Below are 19123 nucleotides of genomic sequence, written 5' to 3' on the forward strand. Positions count from 1 at the left end.
CTGGCGGGTCACCGGAGGCTCCTTGCCGGGACTCGGCAATGGGGAAGAGCGGTGATTGCCACTCAGCAATGTGCGGGCCGTGCGGGAGCGCTCCCGCAAGCCAGTGCTTTCAGCCCCTTGGCTTCAGGCCTGGGTGACACCTGACACGTGTTGACCTGACAACCTTTTGTAGACTCCGCAAAAGTTGCGAGGTCGATTGGACAGCACACACCGGATGCAACAGCTTTCACGGGAATTGTAAGGGATTGGATTCGCCGTGAGAGTGGGAAAACAGGGTGCTGCCTGCTGTTTCACTGCGTCAGGGCAGGCGAGCCTGAGACAGGGGGTGTGCAATGACTTTCATCCCGGGAGTGAGGGATTGGCGCTGACCCGTGAGAGGTGTTTCAGACCCCGGGGCGAGGCCAGAACGACACCTCGCGTCCGGGAGGCGTGAGCCACACGGACTGGAGGAAGCGCACGGCGTTGCGGTCCGCGTCGTCCTGCTGGGTGGTGAGCGCGTGCGCCGAGGCGAGCAGCAGCAGCGTGGCGAGCCCCGTGGCCAGCGCGGCGGGAGCGGGCCACCGGTGCCCCGGGACACGCGCCAGCGCGAGGTAGACCCAGGCGGCCACGGCCAGCAGCACCGCGAGCGGCAGCGCGCTCGCCACGGCAGGCAGGCCCACGAACGACAGCACGCCCGGCGGGAAGAAGCCGGCGCGCAGCAGCGGCAGCACCAGGCCTCCCAGGACATTGGAGACGTCGTCGGGGATGTAGTTGACGAAGGTGGCCACGCCGGTGGTGAGGACGGAGGCGGCGCACAGCATGGCCGCCACGCCCGCGGCCCACGCCTTCCCGCTGGCGCGCAGGCGCTCCACCCACAGGCCCGCGGGCAGCAGGAGGAAGGGCACCAGGCCGGTGAGGTGGCGCGGGCCCGTCGTCCAGCCCCACGAGTCGTAGGAGAAGGACGAGGTGAAGTAGGTGTAGCCGGCCAGCAGCGCCACGCCCATCCACGCCACCGCGCGCGGCTCCGCGCCCTGGCCCCGCCGCCGCCACGCCAGCACCAGCCCCGGCAGCGCCAGCAGCAGGAAGGGCGACAGCGTGAACAGCCCGCGCAGCGGCGAGAAGAAGGACAGCGCGAAGGCGCGCGGGTCGGGCGTGCGGATGCCGAGGAAGCCGCCCAGGTGCCACGGCTGGTAGGCCGCGTCGTTGAGGTACTTGTAGCCGGTGGTGAGCGGGTGCCCGAAGGTGGCCTGGTGGTAGAGCGCCAGCGCCACCACGAAGGGCAGCGCGCCCAGCGTGGCCAGCCCCGCGGCCCGGCCCAGGCGCGCCCAGCGCTCGCGCGCCGGAACGGGCTCGGAGCCGGGCTGGAAGAGGACGGTGAGCACCGCGTACAGCACCAGGCCCAGCACGCCCAGCGCGCCGGTGTACTCGGCGGCCACGGTGGCCCCGGCGCAGGCGCCCGCCACCAGGTAGCCCCGCTCGCGCCAGTCGCCGCGCGCGCAGCGCCACAGCGCGTAGAAGCCCGCGAAGAGCAGCACCGCCGTCGTCTGGTGGCTCATGAAGAGCAGCGAGTAGCTGAAGCCCAGCGAGCCCAGGCCGTACGTCACCGTGAGCGCGTCCGCCACGACCGCGTCCACCTGCGCCCGCAGGTAGCGGCGCACCAGCCACAGCATGCCCAGCGTGGGCAGCACGGTGAGGAGCAGGCGCGAGAAGAAGACGAGCGGCACCTCGGGCACCGCGTAGCGGTGGCCTCCGCCCAGCGCGCGCAGGGTGGCGTACACGGGCACGGCGGCGAAGGACAGCAGCGGCGCCTTGCTGGGGTAGTACTTCCCGTCCTTCACGGACAAATCACCGACGTAGCCGTAGTCGCGCAGGGCGCCGTTGATGTCGAGCGTCCCGTACTCCACCAGCGCGCGCGTCTGCCACAGCCGGCACAGCTCGTTGGGCGAGCGCAGGCCCGGGTGGTACGGGAACAGCAGGAGATAGAGCACCCCCAGGGCGACCCATACTCCGCGCGGCGCGCCGGCGGCCGGCGAGGCGGGGCGCTCGGCGAGGCCGGCAGGCGCCTCGGACGACGCGGGGACCTGCCCGGCGGACGGCTGCGGGGCGGCGCTCACGGCGGGCTGCCACCCTGGGAGCGTGCTCCCGTCGCGCCGGCCGTCGTCACGCGTCGCTCCCGGTGGCGCGGGCCACGGCGAACAGGCTCATGCCCACCGGCAGCTTCACGTGGGACTCCGCCCGGGCGAGGAAGGGGGCCAGGGTGTCGTAGAGCTTCAGCTGGAGCTTCGGCACCGCGCGGCGGCGCAGCAGGCGGCTGTTGACGAACCAGCCAGGCAGGCCGGCCAGGTTCATCCACTCCAGCTTCTCCACCTCGAAGCCGTTCTGCTCGAGCACGGCGCGCAGGGTGGCCGGGGTGTAGCGGCGGTGGTGGCCCACCGCCTCGTCGATGGCGCCGAACAGCTGCTGCAGCGCCGGGACGAGGATGACCACCCGGCCGCCGGGGGAGAGAATCTGCCGGAAGCGCCGCACCGCCGCGGCGTCGTCGGGGATGTGCTCCAGCACGTTGGAGAGGACGATGGTGTCCAGGCGCTCGGCCTTGAGCGACTCCCAGTCCGCCAGGGCCACGTCGGACAGGTAGGGCCGCACGTGGGGCTTGCCGCGGAAGAGGTTCTTCAGGCGGTCCACGTAGAAGCGGTCCACCTCCAGCGCCACCAGCAGCTCCAGGCCGGGCTCCAGCTCGCGGGTAATCGTGCCGATGCCGGCGCCAATCTCCAGCACGCGCCGGCCCAGGTGCTCGCGGAAGCGGCGGGCCAGCCACTGGTTGTAGTGGGTGGCGCCGTCCATGCGCTCCAGGGTGGTGTAGCCCTCGTGCTGGTTGTCCGCGTCGTCGCGGACGGTCGCGTAGCGCAGCAGGGTGCGCAGCCGGGACAGGTGCGTGGCGCGCGGGCGGCGGGGCACCGCCTGCGCGGGCGGCAGGTCCACCTCGGTGAGGCGGAACAGCTGCGCGGCCAGCTTCACCACCAGCTCCGCGTCCACCGCGTCGTCGTCGCTGGTCAGCGTCACCGAGCGCAGCGCCTCCGTGCGGAAGGCGCGCAGGCCGGTGAGCGGGTCCGCCAGGGACACGTCGGTGACGAAGCGGGTGAAGTGCCCCAGCGCGCGGTCCGCCAGTTGCTCCGGCGCCAGCCCCTGCGCCAGCCCCGGGAACGCGCGGCGGCCGAAGACGGCGTCCGCGGCGTCGGCGCGGATGGGGCCCGCCAGCGTCTCGTACACCTCCGGTGCCCAGGCGGTGTCCGGGTCCTGCAGCACCGTCACCGCGCCCGTCACCCGGGCCAGGGCGGCGCGGATGGCCGCTCCCTTGCCTCCCGACACGGCGAGCACCTGGAGTCCGGGCCCGGAGGAGACCTCCACGGGGCCCTCGCCCGCGAGCACCACCTCGGCATGGGGGGCCAGCTCCCGCGCGAAGCGCGACGCGGCGCTGGCGGTGCTGGGCGAGTAGGGGAGCACGACGGAGAGCGGATGATTCACGCGGCGCTCACTAGCACAGGCCGCCGGGTCGCGCGCGTCCGCGCCCGCGTGTGCGCGGAAGATGAATGGATGGAGGGCGTCCAGGCGACGGCGGAACGATGGACAACCCCGGGCGGAACCGGCACGCTCGATTCCGATTTTTCGGGTGTAGGTGAAGGTCGGGGCGACAGGCTGCCAGGCTCGGGGCCGCGCCGGAAGAAACCCAGGAGAGACGAGACGTGGACGGAACCGTGAACGACCCGGCCGGCGGAGCCGGCGCCCTGACGCCCGCGGGCATGATGCAGCACGTGCGGGCGCTGTGGCGGCGCAAGTGGGTCGTCCTCGGCGTGGCGGTGGTGGTGGCGGGCCTGTCGGCCGCGTACACGCTGCGCCAGCCCAAGGTCTACTCCGCCAGCACCTCCCTCATCATCGACGTGATGGCGCCGCGCTTCCTGGATGGCGACGTCAAGGAGGTGATGGGCGAGGAGCGCAGCAACTACTGGTTCAACAAGGAGTACTACGCGACGCAGAGCGAAATCATCACCTCGCGCGCGGTGGCGAGCCGGGTGGTGGACAAGCTCGGCCTGGCCACGGACGCGGCCTTCCTGGGCCTGGAGCACCTCCAGGACGAGAAGGCGCGCCTGCAGGCCATGCAGGCCACGGACGCGGTGGGCGCGCTCCAGTCCCGCATCCGCGTCATCCCCGCGAAGGACTCGCGCGTCATGGACATCGCGGTGGACGACACCGACGCCAGGCGCGCCGCGCTGCTCGCCAACGAGGTGGCCGCCGCGTACATGGCGGAGAACCTGGCGCTCAAGCTGCGGACGACGGAGGACGCGCGCACGTGGCTGGAGGGGCGGCTGGCGGACCTCGAGACGACGTCCAAGTCCAGCGAGCTGGCCGTCTACGACTTCAAGAAGGACGCGGACATGCTGTCCACGTCGCTGGAGTCGCGGATGAGCATCGTCAGCGAGCGCATCAACACGTACAACCTCAAGCTGACCGAGGTGCGCATCCAGATTGCCGCCCAGCAGGCGCGCGTGGAGGCCATCCAGAAGCTGCGCAAGGCGTCGCCCGAGGACGAGACGTGGGCGGAGGCGCTCACGGGCATGAACGAGGGCCCCATCCAGGACCTGCGCCGCAGCTACACGGAGCTGCGCGTCAACTGCGCGGAGCTGGGCGAGCGCTACCTGGCCGAGCACCCGAAGCTGCTGGAGTGCAACCGCAAGCTGGGCGTGGTGCGCGAGGACTTCCTCAAGAGCCTGAGCAACGTGGTGCGCGGCGCGGAGACGGCGCTGAACGAGGCGGTGGCGCAGGAGAAGAACCTGGTGCGCCTGCTGGACACGGCCAAGGCGGAAGCCTTCGTGGTGAACAAGAAGTCCATCGAGTTCGACCGGCTCAAGCGCGAGTCGGACAACAACCAGCGCCTGTACGAGCTGGTGGCCAAGCGCCTCAAGGACATCGAGCTGTCGGGCCTGCTGCGCACCAGCAACGTGCGCGTGCTGGACGCGGCGCGGCCCATCCTGGCGCCGGTGAAGCCCAACGTGCGCCGCAACCTGGCGATGGGCCTGGTGCTGGGGCTCTTGGCGGGCCTGGGCGCGGCGCTGCTCCTGGACCTGCTGGAGAACAGCGTGGCCACGCAGGCGGACGTGGAGGAGCGGCTGGGGCTGGCGTTCCTGGGCGTGGTGCCGCGAATCGAGGGCAGCAAGGCGCCGCGCGAGCGCGACCTGTACGTGCACCGCGAGCCCAAGTCGTCGGTGGCCGAGTGCACGCGGGCCATCCGGACCAACCTCCTGTTCATGTCGCCGGACAAGCCCTTCAAGACGATGGTGGTGACGTCCAGCAGCCCGCAGGAGGGCAAGTCCACCACCTGCATCAACCTGGGCGTGGCCATGGCCCAGAGCGGCAACCGCGTGCTGCTGCTGGACACGGACATGCGCCGGCCGCGGCTGCACCGCGCCTTCGGGGTGCCCAATGAGATGGGCATCTCCTCGCTGGTGGTGGGCGAGGGCACGCTGGACAAGGCGGTGAAGAGCACCGAGGTGCCCGGCCTCTTCGTGCTGCCGTGCGGTCCGCTGCCGCCCAACCCGGCGGAGCTGCTGCACACCCAGGCCTTCGCGGAGCTGCTCAAGTCCGTCTCCGAGCGCTTCGACCGCGTCATCCTGGACAGCCCGCCCATCAACGCGGTGGCGGACGCGGCGGTGCTGGCGACGCAGTGTGACGGCGTGGTGCTGGTGCTCAAGGCGGGCAAGACGAACCGCGAGTCGGCGCGGCGCGCGCTGCGCTCGCTGGCGGACGTGCAGGCGCGGCTGTACGGCGCCATCCTCAACGACGTGGACCTGAAGGCGCCGCGCTACGGGGACTCGTACCTGGCCTACCAGCAGGGCTACGGGCAGTACGCCGAGGACACCAAGGACGGGGTGGCGCAGTCGTGAGCGGGCCGTCAGCGGGGGCAGGTCTCCGGGTGCTGCACCTGGGCAAGTTCTACCCACCGGCCTCCGGCGGCATGGAGGCCCACGTCCAGACGCTGGCCCGGGCACAGGCGGAGCTGGGCGCGCAGGTGGAGGTGCTCTGCGCCAACCACTCCGAGGACGGCGCGGGCACCAGCCACGAGTTCCACGGCCGCAGCCCCACCCGCGAGGACTGGGACGGGCCGGTGCGGGTGGTGCGCCTGGGCCGCCGCGCCTCGGTGGCGCGCATGGACGTGATGCCGGAGCTGCCGCGGGCGCTCTCCCGCGCGCTGGCGCGGGGCGTGGACGTGGTGCACCTGCACACGCCCAACCCCACCATGGTGCTGGCGCTGGACGTGATGCCCCGGCTGCCGCCCGTGGTCGTCACGCACCACAGCGACGTCATCCGCCAGAAGGTGGCCGGCGCGCTCTTCCGCCCCTTCGAGGCATTGCTGTACGCGCGCGCCCGCCGGGTGCTGGCCACCAGCGAGGCGTACGTGCCGGGCTCGCCGCTGCTGCGCGCCTTCGCGAGCAAGGTGCGCGCGCTGCCGCTGGGCATCGACCTGGCGCCCTACCTCCAGCCGTCCCAGGCGGTGCTCGACGCGGAGGCGCGCTGGCGCGCGGAGGCCGCGGGCACGCCGCTGTGGCTGATGGTGGGGCGGCTCGTCTACTACAAGGGCCTGTTCACCGCGCTGGACGCGCTGGCGCGGGCGCCGGGCCGGCTGGTGGTGGTGGGCGTGGGGCCGCTGGAGGCCGAGGGCCGCGAGCGGGCGAAGGCGCTGGGCGTGGAGGACCGGGTGACGTGGGCGGGCTACCTGCCGCCGGACGCGCTCACCGGCGCCTACCGCGCGGCCACCGCGCTCTGGTTCCCCAGCAACGCCCGCAGCGAGGCGTATGGCCTGTCGCAGGTGGAGGCGATGGCCAGCGGGCTGCCCGTGCTCAACACCGCCATTCCCCACTCGGGCGTGGCGTGGGTGAGCCGGCACGAGGAGACGGGGCTGACGGTGCCGGTGGGCGACGCGGCGGCGCTGGCGGCCGCGGCGCGGCGCCTGGCGGACGACCCGGCCCTGGCGAAGCGGCTGGGCAGCGCGGCTCGCGCGCGGGCGGTGGCCGAGTTCCAGCATGACGTCATGGCCGCGCGCAGCCTGTCGCTGTACGCGGAGGTGCTGGGCCGTCCGGCGCCGGTGGCACGGGCCGGGCCCGAGGCCTCCGCGCGCGCCGTGGCGAGGGGGGCTTGAGAGCTCCGATGCGCGTGCTGCACGTCTACAGCGGCAACCTCTATGGCGGCATCGAGACGTTCCTGCACACCGTCGCGCGGGAGCAGGGGCTGCAGCCCGGGCTGACGCACGAGTTCGCGCTCTGCTTCGAGGGCCGGCTGTCCCGGGAGCTGCGTGAGGCCCATGCCACGCTCCACCTGCTGGGCGCGGCGCGGGTGGGCCGCCCATGGACGGTGTGGCGCGCGCGGACGGCGCTGCGGGAGCTGCTCCAGCGCGAGCGCTACGGCGCCGTCATCTGCCACGCCATCTGGCCGCAGGCGCTGTTCGGCCCGGTGGTGCGCGCGGCGGGCGTGCCGCTCGTCTTCTACCAGCACGACGCGCTGAATGGCCGGCACTGGCTGGAGCGCTGGGCGCGCGTGACGCAGCCGGACCTCGTCATCTCCAACAGCCGCTACTCCGCCGGGACGCTGGCCACCGTCTACCCGCGCGCGCCGTGGCGGCTGGGCTACTGCCCGGTGACCGCGCCGGTGACGGACGGTGCTCCGGCGAGGCGCGCGCGGCTGCGCGAGGAGCTGGGCGCGGGCGACGGCGAAGTGGTCATCGTCCAGGCCAGCCGCATGCAGGAGTGGAAGGGCCAGCGGCTGCTGCTGGAGGCGCTCGCGCGGCTGCGCCAGGTGCCCGGCTGGCGGGCCTGGGTGGCCGGTGGCGCCCAGCGGCCGGAGGAGGAGCGCTACCTGGACGGGCTGAAGGCCCAGGTGGTGGCCCTGGGGCTGACGGAGCGCGTGCGCTTCCTCGGGCATCGCTCGGACGTGCCGGCCCTGCTGGAGGCCGCGGACATCCACTGCCAGCCCAACCTGGGGCCGGAGCCGTTCGGCATCGCCTTCGTGGAGGCGCTGCGGGCCGGGCTGCCGGTGGTGACGACGGCGATGGGCGGGCCGCTGGAAATCGTGGACGCGACGTGTGGCGTGCTCGTCCCTCCCTCGCCGGCCACCCTGGCCACGGCGCTGCTGCGGCTCATCGAGGACCCCGAGGCGCGCGGGCGGCTGGGCGCGGCGGGGCCGGCTCGCGCGAAGACGCTCTGTGACCCCTCGGCCTTCCTGCACCGCCTGGAGCAGGCCCTGCGCGACATGCCCGCTGGAGCGCCCCGCGCATGAGGAGCCCCCGCCAGGCGGGCACCTCCCCCGCGACGCGCCCCCAGCTCCAGGGGCCCGGAGTGCTGCGGCGCCGGTACGTGCGCAGCGCGCCCGGGGCTCCGCTGGAGTCCGTGCCGCTGGATGCGCCCGTGCGTTCGCCCACCGGCGGTGCGGAGGCACTGGCTCCCGAGGCCGCGACGTCTGGTGGCTCCGCCGCCGCGGTGGCGGACGCCTCGGGGAGCGTGGCTCCGGGGCGCGCTGGCGCACCGTCGCCCGGTGGCTCCGTCGCCGCCGCGCGGACGGCGAACACCCGGGTCGGCTTCTTCCAGTCGGGTCAGCTGGTGCTGGTCTTCATCGGCCTGGTCATCGGCTGTCAGCTCGCGCTGCTGGTGGAGGCCGTCGCGCCGCTGCGCATGGTGGTGCGCATCCTGTCGTTCGGGGTGAGCCTGCTGCTGCTCGTGGCGGTGCGGGGGCGGAGCCTGAAGCACCCGGCGCTTCCCTTCGTGCTGGGCGCGCTGGGCTTCACCGCGCTCAACCTCTTCAACCCGGGCACCGTCAGCCCGCTCGCGGGCCTGGCGCAGCTGGGCATCCAGCTGTCGGTCGCCGCGCCGCTCCTGTGGGTGACGCGGCTGTCCATCGACGCGAAGACGTTCCGCCGCACGGTGGCGCTGCTCTTCCTCTTCAACGTGGCGAGCGCGGGCGCGGGCGTGCTCCAGGTCTACTTCCCGGGCCGCTTCCAGCCCGCGCTGTCCTCCGCGGTGCAGGGCCAGGGTGACGCCTACCTGCGCAGCCTGGAGTTCGAGACGGCCAGCGGCCAGCGCGTGTACCGCCCCATGGGGCTGACGGACATGCCGGGCGGCGCGGCCACGGGGGCCTTCTACGCCGTGCTGCTGGGCGGAGGCTTCCTGCTGTCGGCGCGGCGTGTGCTGACGCGCGTGCTGAGCGGGGGCGGCATCCTGGTGGGGCTGCTCAGCCTCTACCTGTGCCAGGTGCGCGCCGCCGCCATCACCCTGCTGGTGTGCCTGCTGGCCATGGGCGCCGTGCTGGCGCTCAGTGGCCGGCTGATGCGGCTGATGGCCCTGCTGGCCGTGGTGGGCGGCGCTGGAGTGGCGGCCTTCGGCTGGGCCGTCGCGGTGGGGGGCGACGTGGTGCTGGCGCGGTGGACCAGCCTCTTCGAGGCGAGCCCCGACGAGGTCTACCGGAGCAACCGCGGCTACTTCCTGGAGGGCACCTTCGAGCACCTGCTGCCGGAGTACCCGCTGGGCGCGGGCCTGGGCCGCTACGGCATGGCCAATGCCTACTTCGGCGACAACAGCGACCCGTCCCGCCCCGCCCTGTGGGCCGAAATCCAGTGGACGGCCTGGGTGTACGACGGCGGCTTCCTGGTGATGGTGCTCTACCCGCTGGGCATGCTGGCCACGCTGTGGTGGGTGTTCCGCATCGCCCGGCGCAAGGACGACGTGGGGGGCGGCGAGTTCTGGCTGTGGGGCAGCGTCATCTTCGCGTACAACCTGGGCGCGCTCGCGCTGACCTTCAGCTATCCGTTCTTCCTGAGCCAGACGGGCATGGAGTTCTGGCTGCTCAACGCGGCGCTGTATGGCGCCATGGCACATGCGAAGACCGTACACGCTCATCGCGGGTGATTTCGTCGCCACTGGCGGCATGGACCGGGCCAACCTGGCGCTGGCGCTCTGGCTTGCGAAGCAGGGCGGCCCCGTGCGGCTGGTGGCGCACCGGGTGGCGGACGAGCTGCTCGGCTACCCCAACGTGCGCTTCGTGCACGTGCCCAAGCCGGGCAATGCGTATCTGCTGGGCGAGCCGCTGCTGGACGCGGTGGGACGCGCCTGGGCGCTGCGCACGCGGGCCGAGGGCGGCCGTGTCCTGGCCAACGGGGGCAACTGCCCGGTGCCCGCGGCGAACTGGGTGCACTACGTGCACGGGGCCTATGTGTCCCGGCCCGTGGGCGGCGTGCTGAGACAGGTGAAGGGGCGGCTGAGCCACCAGCTCTACCTGCGCGGAGAGCGGCAGGCGCTGCGGCGGGCGCGGGTCATCATCGCCAACTCGGAGCGCACGCGGGCGGACCTGGTGGCGGCAACCGGGGTTCCGGAGTCGCGGGTGCGCGTCATCTACTACGGCGGCGACCCGGAGCGCTTCCGGCCCGCGTCTGCCGAGGAGCGGCGCGCGGCGCGGGCGGCGCTGGGCTGGCCGGAGTCGCGGCGCGTGGCGCTGTTCGTGGGGGCGCTGGGCGACAAGCGCAAGGGCTTCGACACACTCTTTCGCGCGTGGGCACGACTGTGCGGGCGCGGGGACTGGGGCGTGGACCTCAAGGTGGTGGGCGTGGGTGCGCAGCGCGAGGCGTGGGAGCGCGAGGCGGCGGCGAACGGGCTGGGCGAGCGCATCCAGTTCCTCGGCTTCCGCAAGGACGTGCCGGTGCTGCTGTCCGCGGCGGACCTGCTGGTGGCTCCCACGCGGTACGAGGCCTACGGGCTGGGCGTGCACGAGGCGCTGTGTGCGGGCCTGCCCGCGCTGGTGAGCCGCACGGCGGGCGTGGCGGAGCGCTACCCGGCCGCGCTGCAGGGGCTGCTGCTGGATGACCCGGACGACGTGGACGGGCTGGTGCGGCGACTGGAGGCCTGGCGCGAGCAGGAGGCGGCCTGGGCTCCCCACGTGGCGGCGCTCTCCGAGTCCCTGCGAGCTCAGACGTGGGACGTCATGTCCGCCGCCATCTTCGACGTGATGGAGCGCGAGGGTTAGCGTCGGTCCAGCGTCTCGGTGAAGAAGTCGAGGTGGGCCCGTGCGACGACGGGCCAGGCGAAGCGGGTGACGGCGCGCTCGCGCCCGTGCGTGGACAGCTCCCCGCGGCGCTCGGGATTCTCCAGCAGGCCGGCGAGCGCGGTGGTCCACGCGGCGGGGGAGGACTCGGGCAGCACGAGGCCCGCGTCGCCGATGGTGCGCGGTATCTCTCCGGAGTCACTGCCGAGCACGGGCACGCCGCAGGCGAAGGCCTCCGCGAGCATGCGGCCGAACTGCTCCTTCCACTTCGGGGTCGTCTGGCTGGGCGCGCACAGCACGTCCATGGCGTTGAGCACGCGCGGCACGCCGGTGTGGGGCACGCCGGTGAGGACGCGCACCCGGTCTTCGTGGCGTGAGGCCCAGTCGCGCAAGGCGCCCTCCATGGGCCCACCGCCGACGAAGAGGGCGCGCCAGGGCGTGGTCAGCTTCTCCAGCGCCTCCATGAGGAGGGTGACGCCCTTCTCGGGGACGAAGCGTCCCAGGTAGCCGACCACGGGCGGGCCCGAGGGCGCCCATCCGAGCTCGCGGTGCAGGTCCTCACCGGCGGCGCGGTCGGGGTTGAACAGGTCCACGTCCACGCCCATGGGGATGTAGCGCGCGGGGCGCTTCGCATAGCCGGGCCGGGCGAGCAGGTTGTCCTTCACCGTCTCGCCCCAGGCGACCCAGCCCGCGGAGCGCTGGACGACGAAGCGTTCCACCTGCGCGAAGGGGGGCGGGTAGCGCTTGGAGAGGTTCTGCGCGGTGCAGAAGACGAGCGGCACGCGGCGCGGGGTGAGGAGGGCCACCTCCAGGCCCGCGAGCACGTAAGGCTCTTCCCAGGAGTGCACCAGGTCCACGCCACCGGCGAGGCGCGCGCGCAGCTCCGGCCCGTAGACGAAGGCATGGAGCGAGCGGGTGAAGAGGGCGCGCACGTCCTCCACGCGCGCGGACTCACCCGGCTCGCGCTGGAGGGTGAGGGGGCTCAGGTCGCCGTGGAAGAAGCGGGGCGCCACGGCGGTGACGTCCCAGTCACCTCCGCCCACGCGCGCCATCTCGTTGGCGAGGCGCCGGTTGAGGGTGACGACATAGGAATGCGAGACAGTGACGAGCCGGCGTTGCCGCTTCACGTGGGAGCCCTCGGGGACGCGGGGCGACCGAACCAGACCCGCACGGAGCGGTCAAGCCGGAGGCTGCGGTGTTCGGACGACGCATGCGCCTGGACGACTGTCCGCCCGGAGTGCACCAGGCGACACCCGCTGGCCGGGGACGGCGCGGGGTGGGCGAGGACCGCCGTAGCCTGCTCGCGAGGAGGTGGCGGAATGGACCGGCTCCCGCGTTTCATCCCTCTTGCCGCCCTGCTGACGGGGTGTGCCACGGGGGGCTCGATGACCATCGTCGAGGGGAGCCTCCGGCCCGAGCACTTCCAGTTCGTCACGGTTGTCCCGCAGACAGCGAGTGGTGCAGATGGCTGGCGCGCGGCCTGCGTCCACGTGGGGCTCAGCAGGGTTGCTGGAGAGTCGTACCTTTGCAGGCTTGGAATCGAAATGCCGATGGAGAACCTGGAAGACGGTCCCCTTTCCACGTCCCTGGCCCAGCGCATCGCCGCGGACTGCGCCAACCTGGCCGCGCGGCTCGCGTTCGAGTCCGTCACGCCCACGACCCCGCTCGTCCTCGCCTGTCAGGGGTTCAAGACCACCTACGACACCACGCTGCGCCGCGCCTTTGCCGGCTCCCGTGTGAACGCGCGGTGTCATGCGAAGACCACCCCCGTCCAGGTAGGCCCCTGACGCCATGGACCTCTCGCCCGAAAAGCTGCTGGCCATCGCCCGGAACTACTGGCGTGCGGACAGGGAGTACGACGACGCGTTGGAGAGTCCGCCTGAGTTCAAGCGGTTCAGCCTTCTCTGGGACGAGACGCTGAGGGACGAGCTCGACAGGTGGCGCGCATTACAAGACTCGCTCCGCTCCGAGCTTCCCGACTTCAACCTTCATGACGGAACGACCTCATCCGAGGGGGCCTTCCGGTTCATGGCCTATGCACACAGCCCGCGAAAACCACCGCCGTTTCGATTCGTCCTCGTCGGCTGCATCAGCATCCTGGCCCCGCTCTATACGGTCTATGGCGTGCAGTACGACTTCGTCGGAAGAGAGCGACACAACCCGAGGCTGAGCTTCGAGCCGCTGCCAGCGGAGATGCGCGCGCCCGCTGAAGTCATCTCCCGAAGCATCGAGGCGACGTTCGACGTGCGCCGGCTCCCACGCGAGGTGGCCGACACACGCATTCCCCTCATCGTGCACAACAAGGCGCCGCCCGAGACGACCCTCTTCCACGCGTTCTTCGACAGCCAGCCCGACAATCTGCCCTGAGGATTCGCTTGTCCGGAAGCGCGGCCCTGGACGAGGGTTGTCCCTTCGTAACCCGGACCCGTTCCCCCGCGACGAGGACCTCCATGCGCATCGTCTCGCTCCTGCTGCTCGCAGCGCTCACCGGCTGTTCCACCACGCCTCCCGCGCCGCCACCACCAGCACCCGCCGCGGAAGCCGCGGTCCCCGCCGCGCCGCCGCCCACCACGGGGCTGCTCTCCGGTCAGGTGCTGCGCTCCAACGGAGCGCCCGCCGCCGGCGCGAAGGTGGATGTGCTGCTGCACGACGCGTCGTGGGACCTGAGGCGGGACCCGCTGAAGACCACCGCACAGGCAGGGCCGGATGGCCGTTTCCAGGTGGGCCCGCTCGCTCCCGGCACGTACGCCGTCGCCGCCTTCCTTCCCGAAGGAACGATTGTCTTCGCCAGACCGGTGGGCCTGAAGGCGGACACGGCCACGCCGCCCGTCGAGCTGCGCGTGGGTGAGACGCCCTTCACCCTCAAGGGCGCTGTCACCGACGAGGAGGGCCGTGCCCTTCCTGGCGCCGCGCTGCGGGTGGTGAAGCCCGGCATGCCCTACGACGACGTGTCCTTCCTCCCGCCCCTGCCGGAGGGACGCTTCGAGCTGCGGCTCGCGGATGGCAACTACAGCCTCGTCGCCTCCGCGCCCGGCTTCGCGCCCCGGATGCAGCGTGTGGCCCCGAAGCCAGGTGAGTCCGTGGAGGTGCGCCTGGAGCGAGTCCTCACCCCAGAGGAGCAGCAGGCCGCGGTGGAGTGGATGAAGCGCACCGCCGTACCCCTGAAGACGGTGGAGGCGGGCCACGGGTTCGAGGATGTTCGCAAGCTGAAGCCGGTCCTGAAGGACGTCCGCGTCGTCGCGCTGGGCGAGGCGACGCACGGCACGCGCGAGTTCTTCCAGCTCAAGCACCGCATGCTGGAGTTCCTGGCCACGGAGCTGGGCTTCACCGTGTTCGCCATCGAGGCGAACTTCACCGAGGCGCGCGCCGTCAACGAGTACGTCCTCACCGGCAAGGGCGACCCCGCACAGGTGCTGGCCGGCCTCTACTTCTGGACGTGGAACACCGAGGAGGTGCTGGAGCTCATCCGCTGGATGCGCCGCTACAACGAGGACCCCGCGCACAAGAAGAAGCTGAAGTTCTACGGCGTGGACATGCAGGTCCCCCGGGTCTCCACCGCCAAGGTGCTGGAGTACCTGGCGCAGGTGGACGCCGACCACGCCGCGCAGGTGAAGGAGCCCCTGACACCCCTCACCACCGCCAACCCCTGGGCCCTTCCGCCGGAGCAACAGCAGACGGCGCTGGCCACGCTGCGGGAGGTGGCGAAGCGCTTCGATGCACGGCGCGCGGACTACACGCGCCGCTCCGGGAAGCAGGCCTGGGCGCTGGCGCGGCAGGACCTCACCATCTCGCTCCAGGCCACGGAGAAGATGACGGCCGAGGCCAACTACGAGCAGCGGGACCGCGCCATGGCCGAAAACCTGCGCTGGATTCTGGAGCACGAAGGCCCGGGCACGAAGGCGGTGCTGTGGGCGCACAACGGCCACGTGTCGCGGGGCCCGGGCGAGTGGTTGGACCGCCCCATGGGCCGGCACCTCGCAGACACCTTCGGCAAGGGCCTCTATGTCTTTGGCTTCGCCTTCAACCAGGGCGCGTTCCAGGCCATGAACATGTCGAGCGCCGCCGCGCCCGAGCGAAGAGGCGTGGTGGAGTTCACCGCTTCCCCTGCGCCCGAGGACAGCCTGGACGCGGCGCTCACGAGCACGGGCCTGCCGGTGTTCGCGCTCGACCTGCGCGCGGTGCCGGCCTCCGGCCCCGTGAGGGAGTGGTGGAAGCGCGCCCACCGGTCCAGAGACGTCGGCTCCGTCTACTCGGACGAGGGCTACCCGCTCGCCAGCATCCACGCCTTGCAGCTCTATGACGGCCTGCTGTTCGTGGAGCGCACCACCCGCGCTCGCCCCAACCCCATGCTGCCCCCTCCGCCCGCCAGCGAGGCCGAGGCGAAGCAGCGCCAGGGCGCGACACCATAGCGCCCGCCGTCAGCGGCCGGGCACCAGCGTCCGGTACACCGCGAGCACCTCGCTCGCGTACCGCTCCCGGGAGTACCGCCGCACGGCGGTGCTCCGCGCCGCCTCGCCCAGCCGCGTCCGCAGCGCGCCGTCTTCCAGCAGCGTGCGCAGCGCCACCACCAGGGCGTCCATGTCTCCTGGAGGCACGGCCAGCGCGTCCACGCCGTCGGTGAGCCCCTCCGCCGCGCCGCTCGCCCGGGAGACGATGGCCGGCCGCCCGCACGCCAGCGCCTCGGCGATGGTGAGGCCGAAGGGCTCTCTCCGCGTGCTCGCGTGTACGAACACGTCCAGGGCGCGGTACACGGACGCGGGCTCCGGCTGGAATGGCACCAGGCCCGCGCGGCCGGTAAGGCCCCGCGAGGCGATGAGCCGCCGCAGCTCGTCCTCGGAGAACTGCGAGCCGGGCGTCCGGTACAGCGGCGCCCCCACCAGGTAGAAGCGCACGGGCAGGGTGGGGTGCAGGCGCACCAGCTCCGCGGCCGCCTCCAGGAAGACGTCATGCCCCTTCCAGCGCGCGTACGTGGCGATGAGCCCCACGCGCAGCGTGCCCTCGGGCGCGGGAGCCAGCCCCGCCAGCGCATCCAGGCGCGCACCGTCCCCGGGGCCCGGAGAGAAGCGCTCCACGTCCACGCCGTTGTAGACGACGTGCACCGGCACCCGGCCCAGCACCTGCCGCGTGTCCTCGCCCACCGCGCGCGAGTTGGCGATGGCCGCCGAGGCCAGCGGGGCCAGCGTCCCCAGCGCGCGGCGCACCAGCGGGCGCTCGCCGAGGAAGTCATGGATGTGCCACACCCGCTTCAGCGGCAGTCCCACCGTGAAGGGACTGAGCAGGTGCGTCTTGATGCCGTTGGAGTGCAGAAGGTCCGGGCCGATGGAGGCCACCTCCCGGCGCAGGGTGCGGCCGTAGTCCACCAGCAGCGCCGGTGTGGGTGCCAGGCTGCGCGCGAAGCGCAACGCCTCTACGGGCCCCCGTCCACGCAGGGCGCTGTCACCCAGCGCGGACAGGCGCTCCGGCAGGGGCTGCAGCCGCGCGTCCACCCCCAGCGCACGCGCCTCGTCCAGCAGCGGCCCGGCCGTCCCCGCGAGCAGGTGGAGCGACAGCCCCGCCTCCTGCTGCTTCAGGCACGCCATCAGGTCCAGCAGCGCGCGCTCGGCGCCGCCGAGGATGCCCACCGGGTTGAGGAAGAGGATGCGCACGGCGGGACAGACCGAAGCAAACCCCCTTCATGGGGTCAAGGCGGACCAGGGGCTCACACTGATAAATCGCGTGAGACACGTGAAACACGGAAGTGCGCATGGCTGGAGAGAAGGCAGGCGACCCGGAGAAACTTTTTTTGCGACTTCCAGTGACATCCCTCGTTGCCCTTTGAATGCGTGCGGGCTGAGCAGAGGGGCAAGGGGTCAGGTGCGACCCTTGCCTGGCTGGGATGGCCTCCGCACGCGGGGACGGGCCATGATGAACGCAGAGATGAGCAACCTCCGTAAGTGCCCCCGCTGCGGGACGGCCCACTCCGCGGGTGTCACCCTGTGTCCACGCGAGCTGGCCCCGCCCGTGGCCCCCAGTCCCTATGAAGATGAAGAGGTCGAGGCCACCGTCCGGCGAAAGACTCCGGCGGACCCTGCCGCGGCCCGTCCGCTGGTGCTGGTGCAGGGCGCTCCCGCGGCCTTCGAGGGTGACGAGTCCGACTGGGAGAAGTCCGTCTCGCGCGACGTGATGGTGGGCCGGCAGCTCGGCGACTACGTGGTGAAGCGCCGCATCGGCGCGGGCGGCATGGGCATCGTCTACGAGGGCGAGCACCCGGTCATCGGCCGCAAGGTGGCCATCAAGATCCTCCGCCCGGACTTCGCCGAGGGTGGGCGCGCGCGGGACCTGGCCACGGAGGCGCGCGCGGCGGCGGCCATCCGCCACCGCGGCATCATCGACATCTTCGGCTTCGGCACCATCCCCAGCGTGGGGCAGTACCTGGTGATGGAGTACCTGGACGGCGCCCCGCTGGATGAAGTCATCCACCAGCGCTCGCCCATGATGGAGGTGGAGGTCGTCACGGTGCTGGACGACCTGCTGAGCGCGCTGGGCGCGGCCCATGCGGCCGGCGTCATCCACCGCGACCTCAAGCCGGGCAACATCTACCTGGTGCGCGACGGCAGCGGCAACGAGTACGTGAAGGTGCTCGACTTCGGCCTGGCCAAGCGCAGCGAGGCGCCGAACAGCAGCACGCCGCAGACGCGCGCCAGCATGATGGTGGGCACTCCCGAGTACATGGCGCCGGAGCAGGCGTGTGGCCAGGAGGTGGGCCCGCACACGGACCTGTACGCGGTGGGCGTCATCGCCTTCGAGATGCTGACGCGGCGGCTGCCCTTCGAGGGCCCGTCGCCCATGGCCATCGCCGTGCACCACGTGCGCACGCCGCCGCCGTCGCCCTCCGCCTACGTGGAGCTGCACCCGGAGCTGGAGTCGCTGGTGATGCGGCTGCTGGCGAAGACGCCCGAGGAGCGCCCCTCCTCCGCGGAGGCCGTGCGCCGCGAGCTGAAGGTCATCCTCAAGAAGCTCAACAGCGACGCGACCCAGCTGTCCGCGCCGCCGAGGGTGAGCGCGCCGTCCACCGTCTCCCAGGAGGCCGTCGCCATCCCGGCGCCGCCCCCGCGCGCGCGCACCGACCGTCAGCCGCCGCAGCCCGCGCGCCGCTCCGGGCGTCCGCCGTCGGGGAAGGGCACGCCCGTGCCGGGTGCGCCCCGCCGTCCCACGCCGCCCGCCTCGCTGTCCACCCTGGCCGAGGAGGTCCAGTCCGTGGACTCGACCGCCAGGGACCTGGAGGCCATCCGCCCGGGCCGCCCGCGCGCCGTCATGGCCGCGGTGGGCGCCGCCCTGGCGCTGGCCGTGCTCGGCGGAGGCTGGGCGCTGATGTCCCGGGGCGGGGCCACTCCCGCTCCCATGCCGAGGCCGCTCCAGGCAGGCGCCGTCGCCGAGACGATGCCGCTGCGCGACGTGCCGCCTCCCACCGAGCCTGCCGAGCCTGCCGAGCCTGCCGAGCCCGCTGCGGTGCCAGCGCCGCGCGACCTCGAGGTGCCGTCGTCTCCGACGGCGGAGGCGCGCACCGCGGGCACCATCGACACGCCCCCGCAGGAGGACGTGCGCACGGTGAGCGGGCAGAAGCCCCTGCTGGCCGCCACCATCCTGGCGAAGGACACGCAGGCGGAGCGCACCCTGGAAGAGGAGGGCACCCGCTCCACGCGCAAGGGGACGCGCCTCGCCAGCGTCACGCGCGAGGGCCGCAACGCGGCAGCGCGCGTGGGCACCGGCCGCGACGAGCCGGCCGTCCGCGAGGAGCCGCCTGCTCGCGAGGGGCTGTCGCGGGTGCCGGCGCGCCGTGAGCCGAACTCGACCGAGCCCGCGCCCGCGGGCATGGGCATCCTGAAGCTCAAGGTGACGGGCTACTTCCGCCACGCCATCATCGGCGGCACGCGCTTCGGGCGGCACCACGAGTTCAACGTGCCGGCGGGCGTCCACAAGGTCGAGCTGGGCGGCAATGACCTCCTGAAGCCCTACAGCAGCAACGTCATCATCGTCGCGGGTGACACGACGGAGCACCACGTGACGCTCGAGCCAATCGAGTGAACCCCGC

At 72.5% G+C, this 19123-nt stretch carries 13 protein-coding genes; 9 read left to right on the top strand and 4 right to left on the bottom strand.

The window, feature by feature from the left end; all coding sequences use genetic code 11:
- Positions 1-383: 383 nt before the first annotated feature.
- Both LXT23_RS43255 and LXT23_RS43260 read right to left on the bottom strand, forming a co-directional pair.
- Complete coding sequence (locus LXT23_RS43255) at positions 384-2093, bottom strand: hypothetical protein (protein WP_407692954.1); 1710 nt, start codon at positions 2091-2093, stop codon at positions 384-386.
- 46 nt (positions 2094-2139) lie between these two features.
- Positions 2140-3501, bottom strand: coding sequence for a methyltransferase domain-containing protein (locus tag LXT23_RS43260; protein ID WP_253986360.1), 1362 nt, complete (start codon positions 3499-3501; stop codon positions 2140-2142).
- A 218-nt stretch (positions 3502-3719) separates the two neighbouring features.
- On the opposite strand from LXT23_RS43260, the gene LXT23_RS43265 reads away from it, so the two are divergent.
- The 5 genes from LXT23_RS43265 to LXT23_RS43285 are packed head-to-tail and all read left to right on the top strand — an operon-like array spanning position 3720 to position 11034.
- Positions 3720-5915, top strand: coding sequence for a GumC family protein (locus LXT23_RS43265; RefSeq protein WP_253986361.1), 2196 nt, complete (start codon positions 3720-3722; stop codon positions 5913-5915).
- Positions 5912-7168 (top strand): glycosyltransferase, encoded by a 1257-nt coding sequence (locus LXT23_RS43270; protein ID WP_253986362.1) that lies wholly within the window; start codon positions 5912-5914, stop codon positions 7166-7168. Before LXT23_RS43265 ends, LXT23_RS43270 begins: the two co-directional genes overlap by 4 nt.
- 8 nt (positions 7169-7176) lie before the next feature.
- On the top strand, positions 7177-8301 hold the full coding sequence (locus LXT23_RS43275; protein WP_253986363.1) for a glycosyltransferase: 1125 nt from the start codon (positions 7177-7179) through the stop codon (positions 8299-8301).
- A complete protein-coding gene (locus LXT23_RS43280) occupies positions 8298-9923 on the top strand; it encodes a hypothetical protein (RefSeq protein WP_253986364.1) in 1626 nt (541 codons plus the stop codon). The genes LXT23_RS43275 and LXT23_RS43280 overlap by 4 nt, the downstream gene beginning before the upstream one ends.
- Positions 9892-11034: a glycosyltransferase gene (locus tag LXT23_RS43285; protein WP_253986365.1), complete on the top strand. Its 1143-nt coding sequence runs from the start codon at positions 9892-9894 to the stop codon at positions 11032-11034. The genes LXT23_RS43280 and LXT23_RS43285 overlap by 32 nt, the downstream gene beginning before the upstream one ends.
- Here the strand turns inward: LXT23_RS43285 and LXT23_RS43290 are convergent.
- Complete coding sequence (locus LXT23_RS43290) at positions 11031-12179, bottom strand: glycosyltransferase family 4 protein (protein ID WP_253986366.1); 1149 nt, start codon at positions 12177-12179, stop codon at positions 11031-11033. The genes LXT23_RS43285 and LXT23_RS43290 overlap by 4 nt on opposite strands.
- A gap of 417 nt (positions 12180-12596) precedes the next feature.
- Here LXT23_RS43290 and LXT23_RS43295 point away from each other — a divergent pair, with 417 nt between their 5' ends.
- From LXT23_RS43295 to LXT23_RS43305, 3 genes are all read left to right on the top strand, one after another.
- Entirely contained in the window at positions 12597-12839 is a 243-nt protein-coding gene (locus LXT23_RS43295) for a hypothetical protein (RefSeq protein ID WP_253986367.1), read from the top strand.
- Positions 12840-12843: 4 nt separating this feature from the next.
- On the top strand, positions 12844-13419 hold the full coding sequence (locus LXT23_RS43300; RefSeq protein WP_253986368.1) for a hypothetical protein: 576 nt from the start codon (positions 12844-12846) through the stop codon (positions 13417-13419).
- Positions 13420-13502: 83 nt separating this feature from the next.
- Positions 13503-15461: an erythromycin esterase family protein gene (locus tag LXT23_RS43305; protein WP_253986369.1), complete on the top strand. Its 1959-nt coding sequence runs from the start codon at positions 13503-13505 to the stop codon at positions 15459-15461.
- A 9-nt stretch (positions 15462-15470) separates the two neighbouring features.
- Here LXT23_RS43305 and LXT23_RS43310 read toward each other — a convergent pair whose 3' ends face one another.
- A complete protein-coding gene (locus tag LXT23_RS43310; protein WP_253986370.1) occupies positions 15471-16697 on the bottom strand; it encodes a glycosyltransferase family 4 protein in 1227 nt (408 codons plus the stop codon).
- Between the two features lie 271 nt (positions 16698-16968).
- On the opposite strand from LXT23_RS43310, the gene LXT23_RS43315 reads away from it, so the two are divergent.
- Positions 16969-19116 (top strand): serine/threonine protein kinase, encoded by a 2148-nt coding sequence (locus LXT23_RS43315; protein ID WP_253986371.1) that lies wholly within the window; start codon positions 16969-16971, stop codon positions 19114-19116.
- Positions 19117-19123 lie beyond the last annotated feature (7 nt).

Origin of the sequence: Pyxidicoccus xibeiensis (assembly GCF_024198175.1) — a bacterium.
GTDB lineage: Bacteria > Myxococcota > Myxococcia > Myxococcales > Myxococcaceae > Myxococcus > Myxococcus xibeiensis.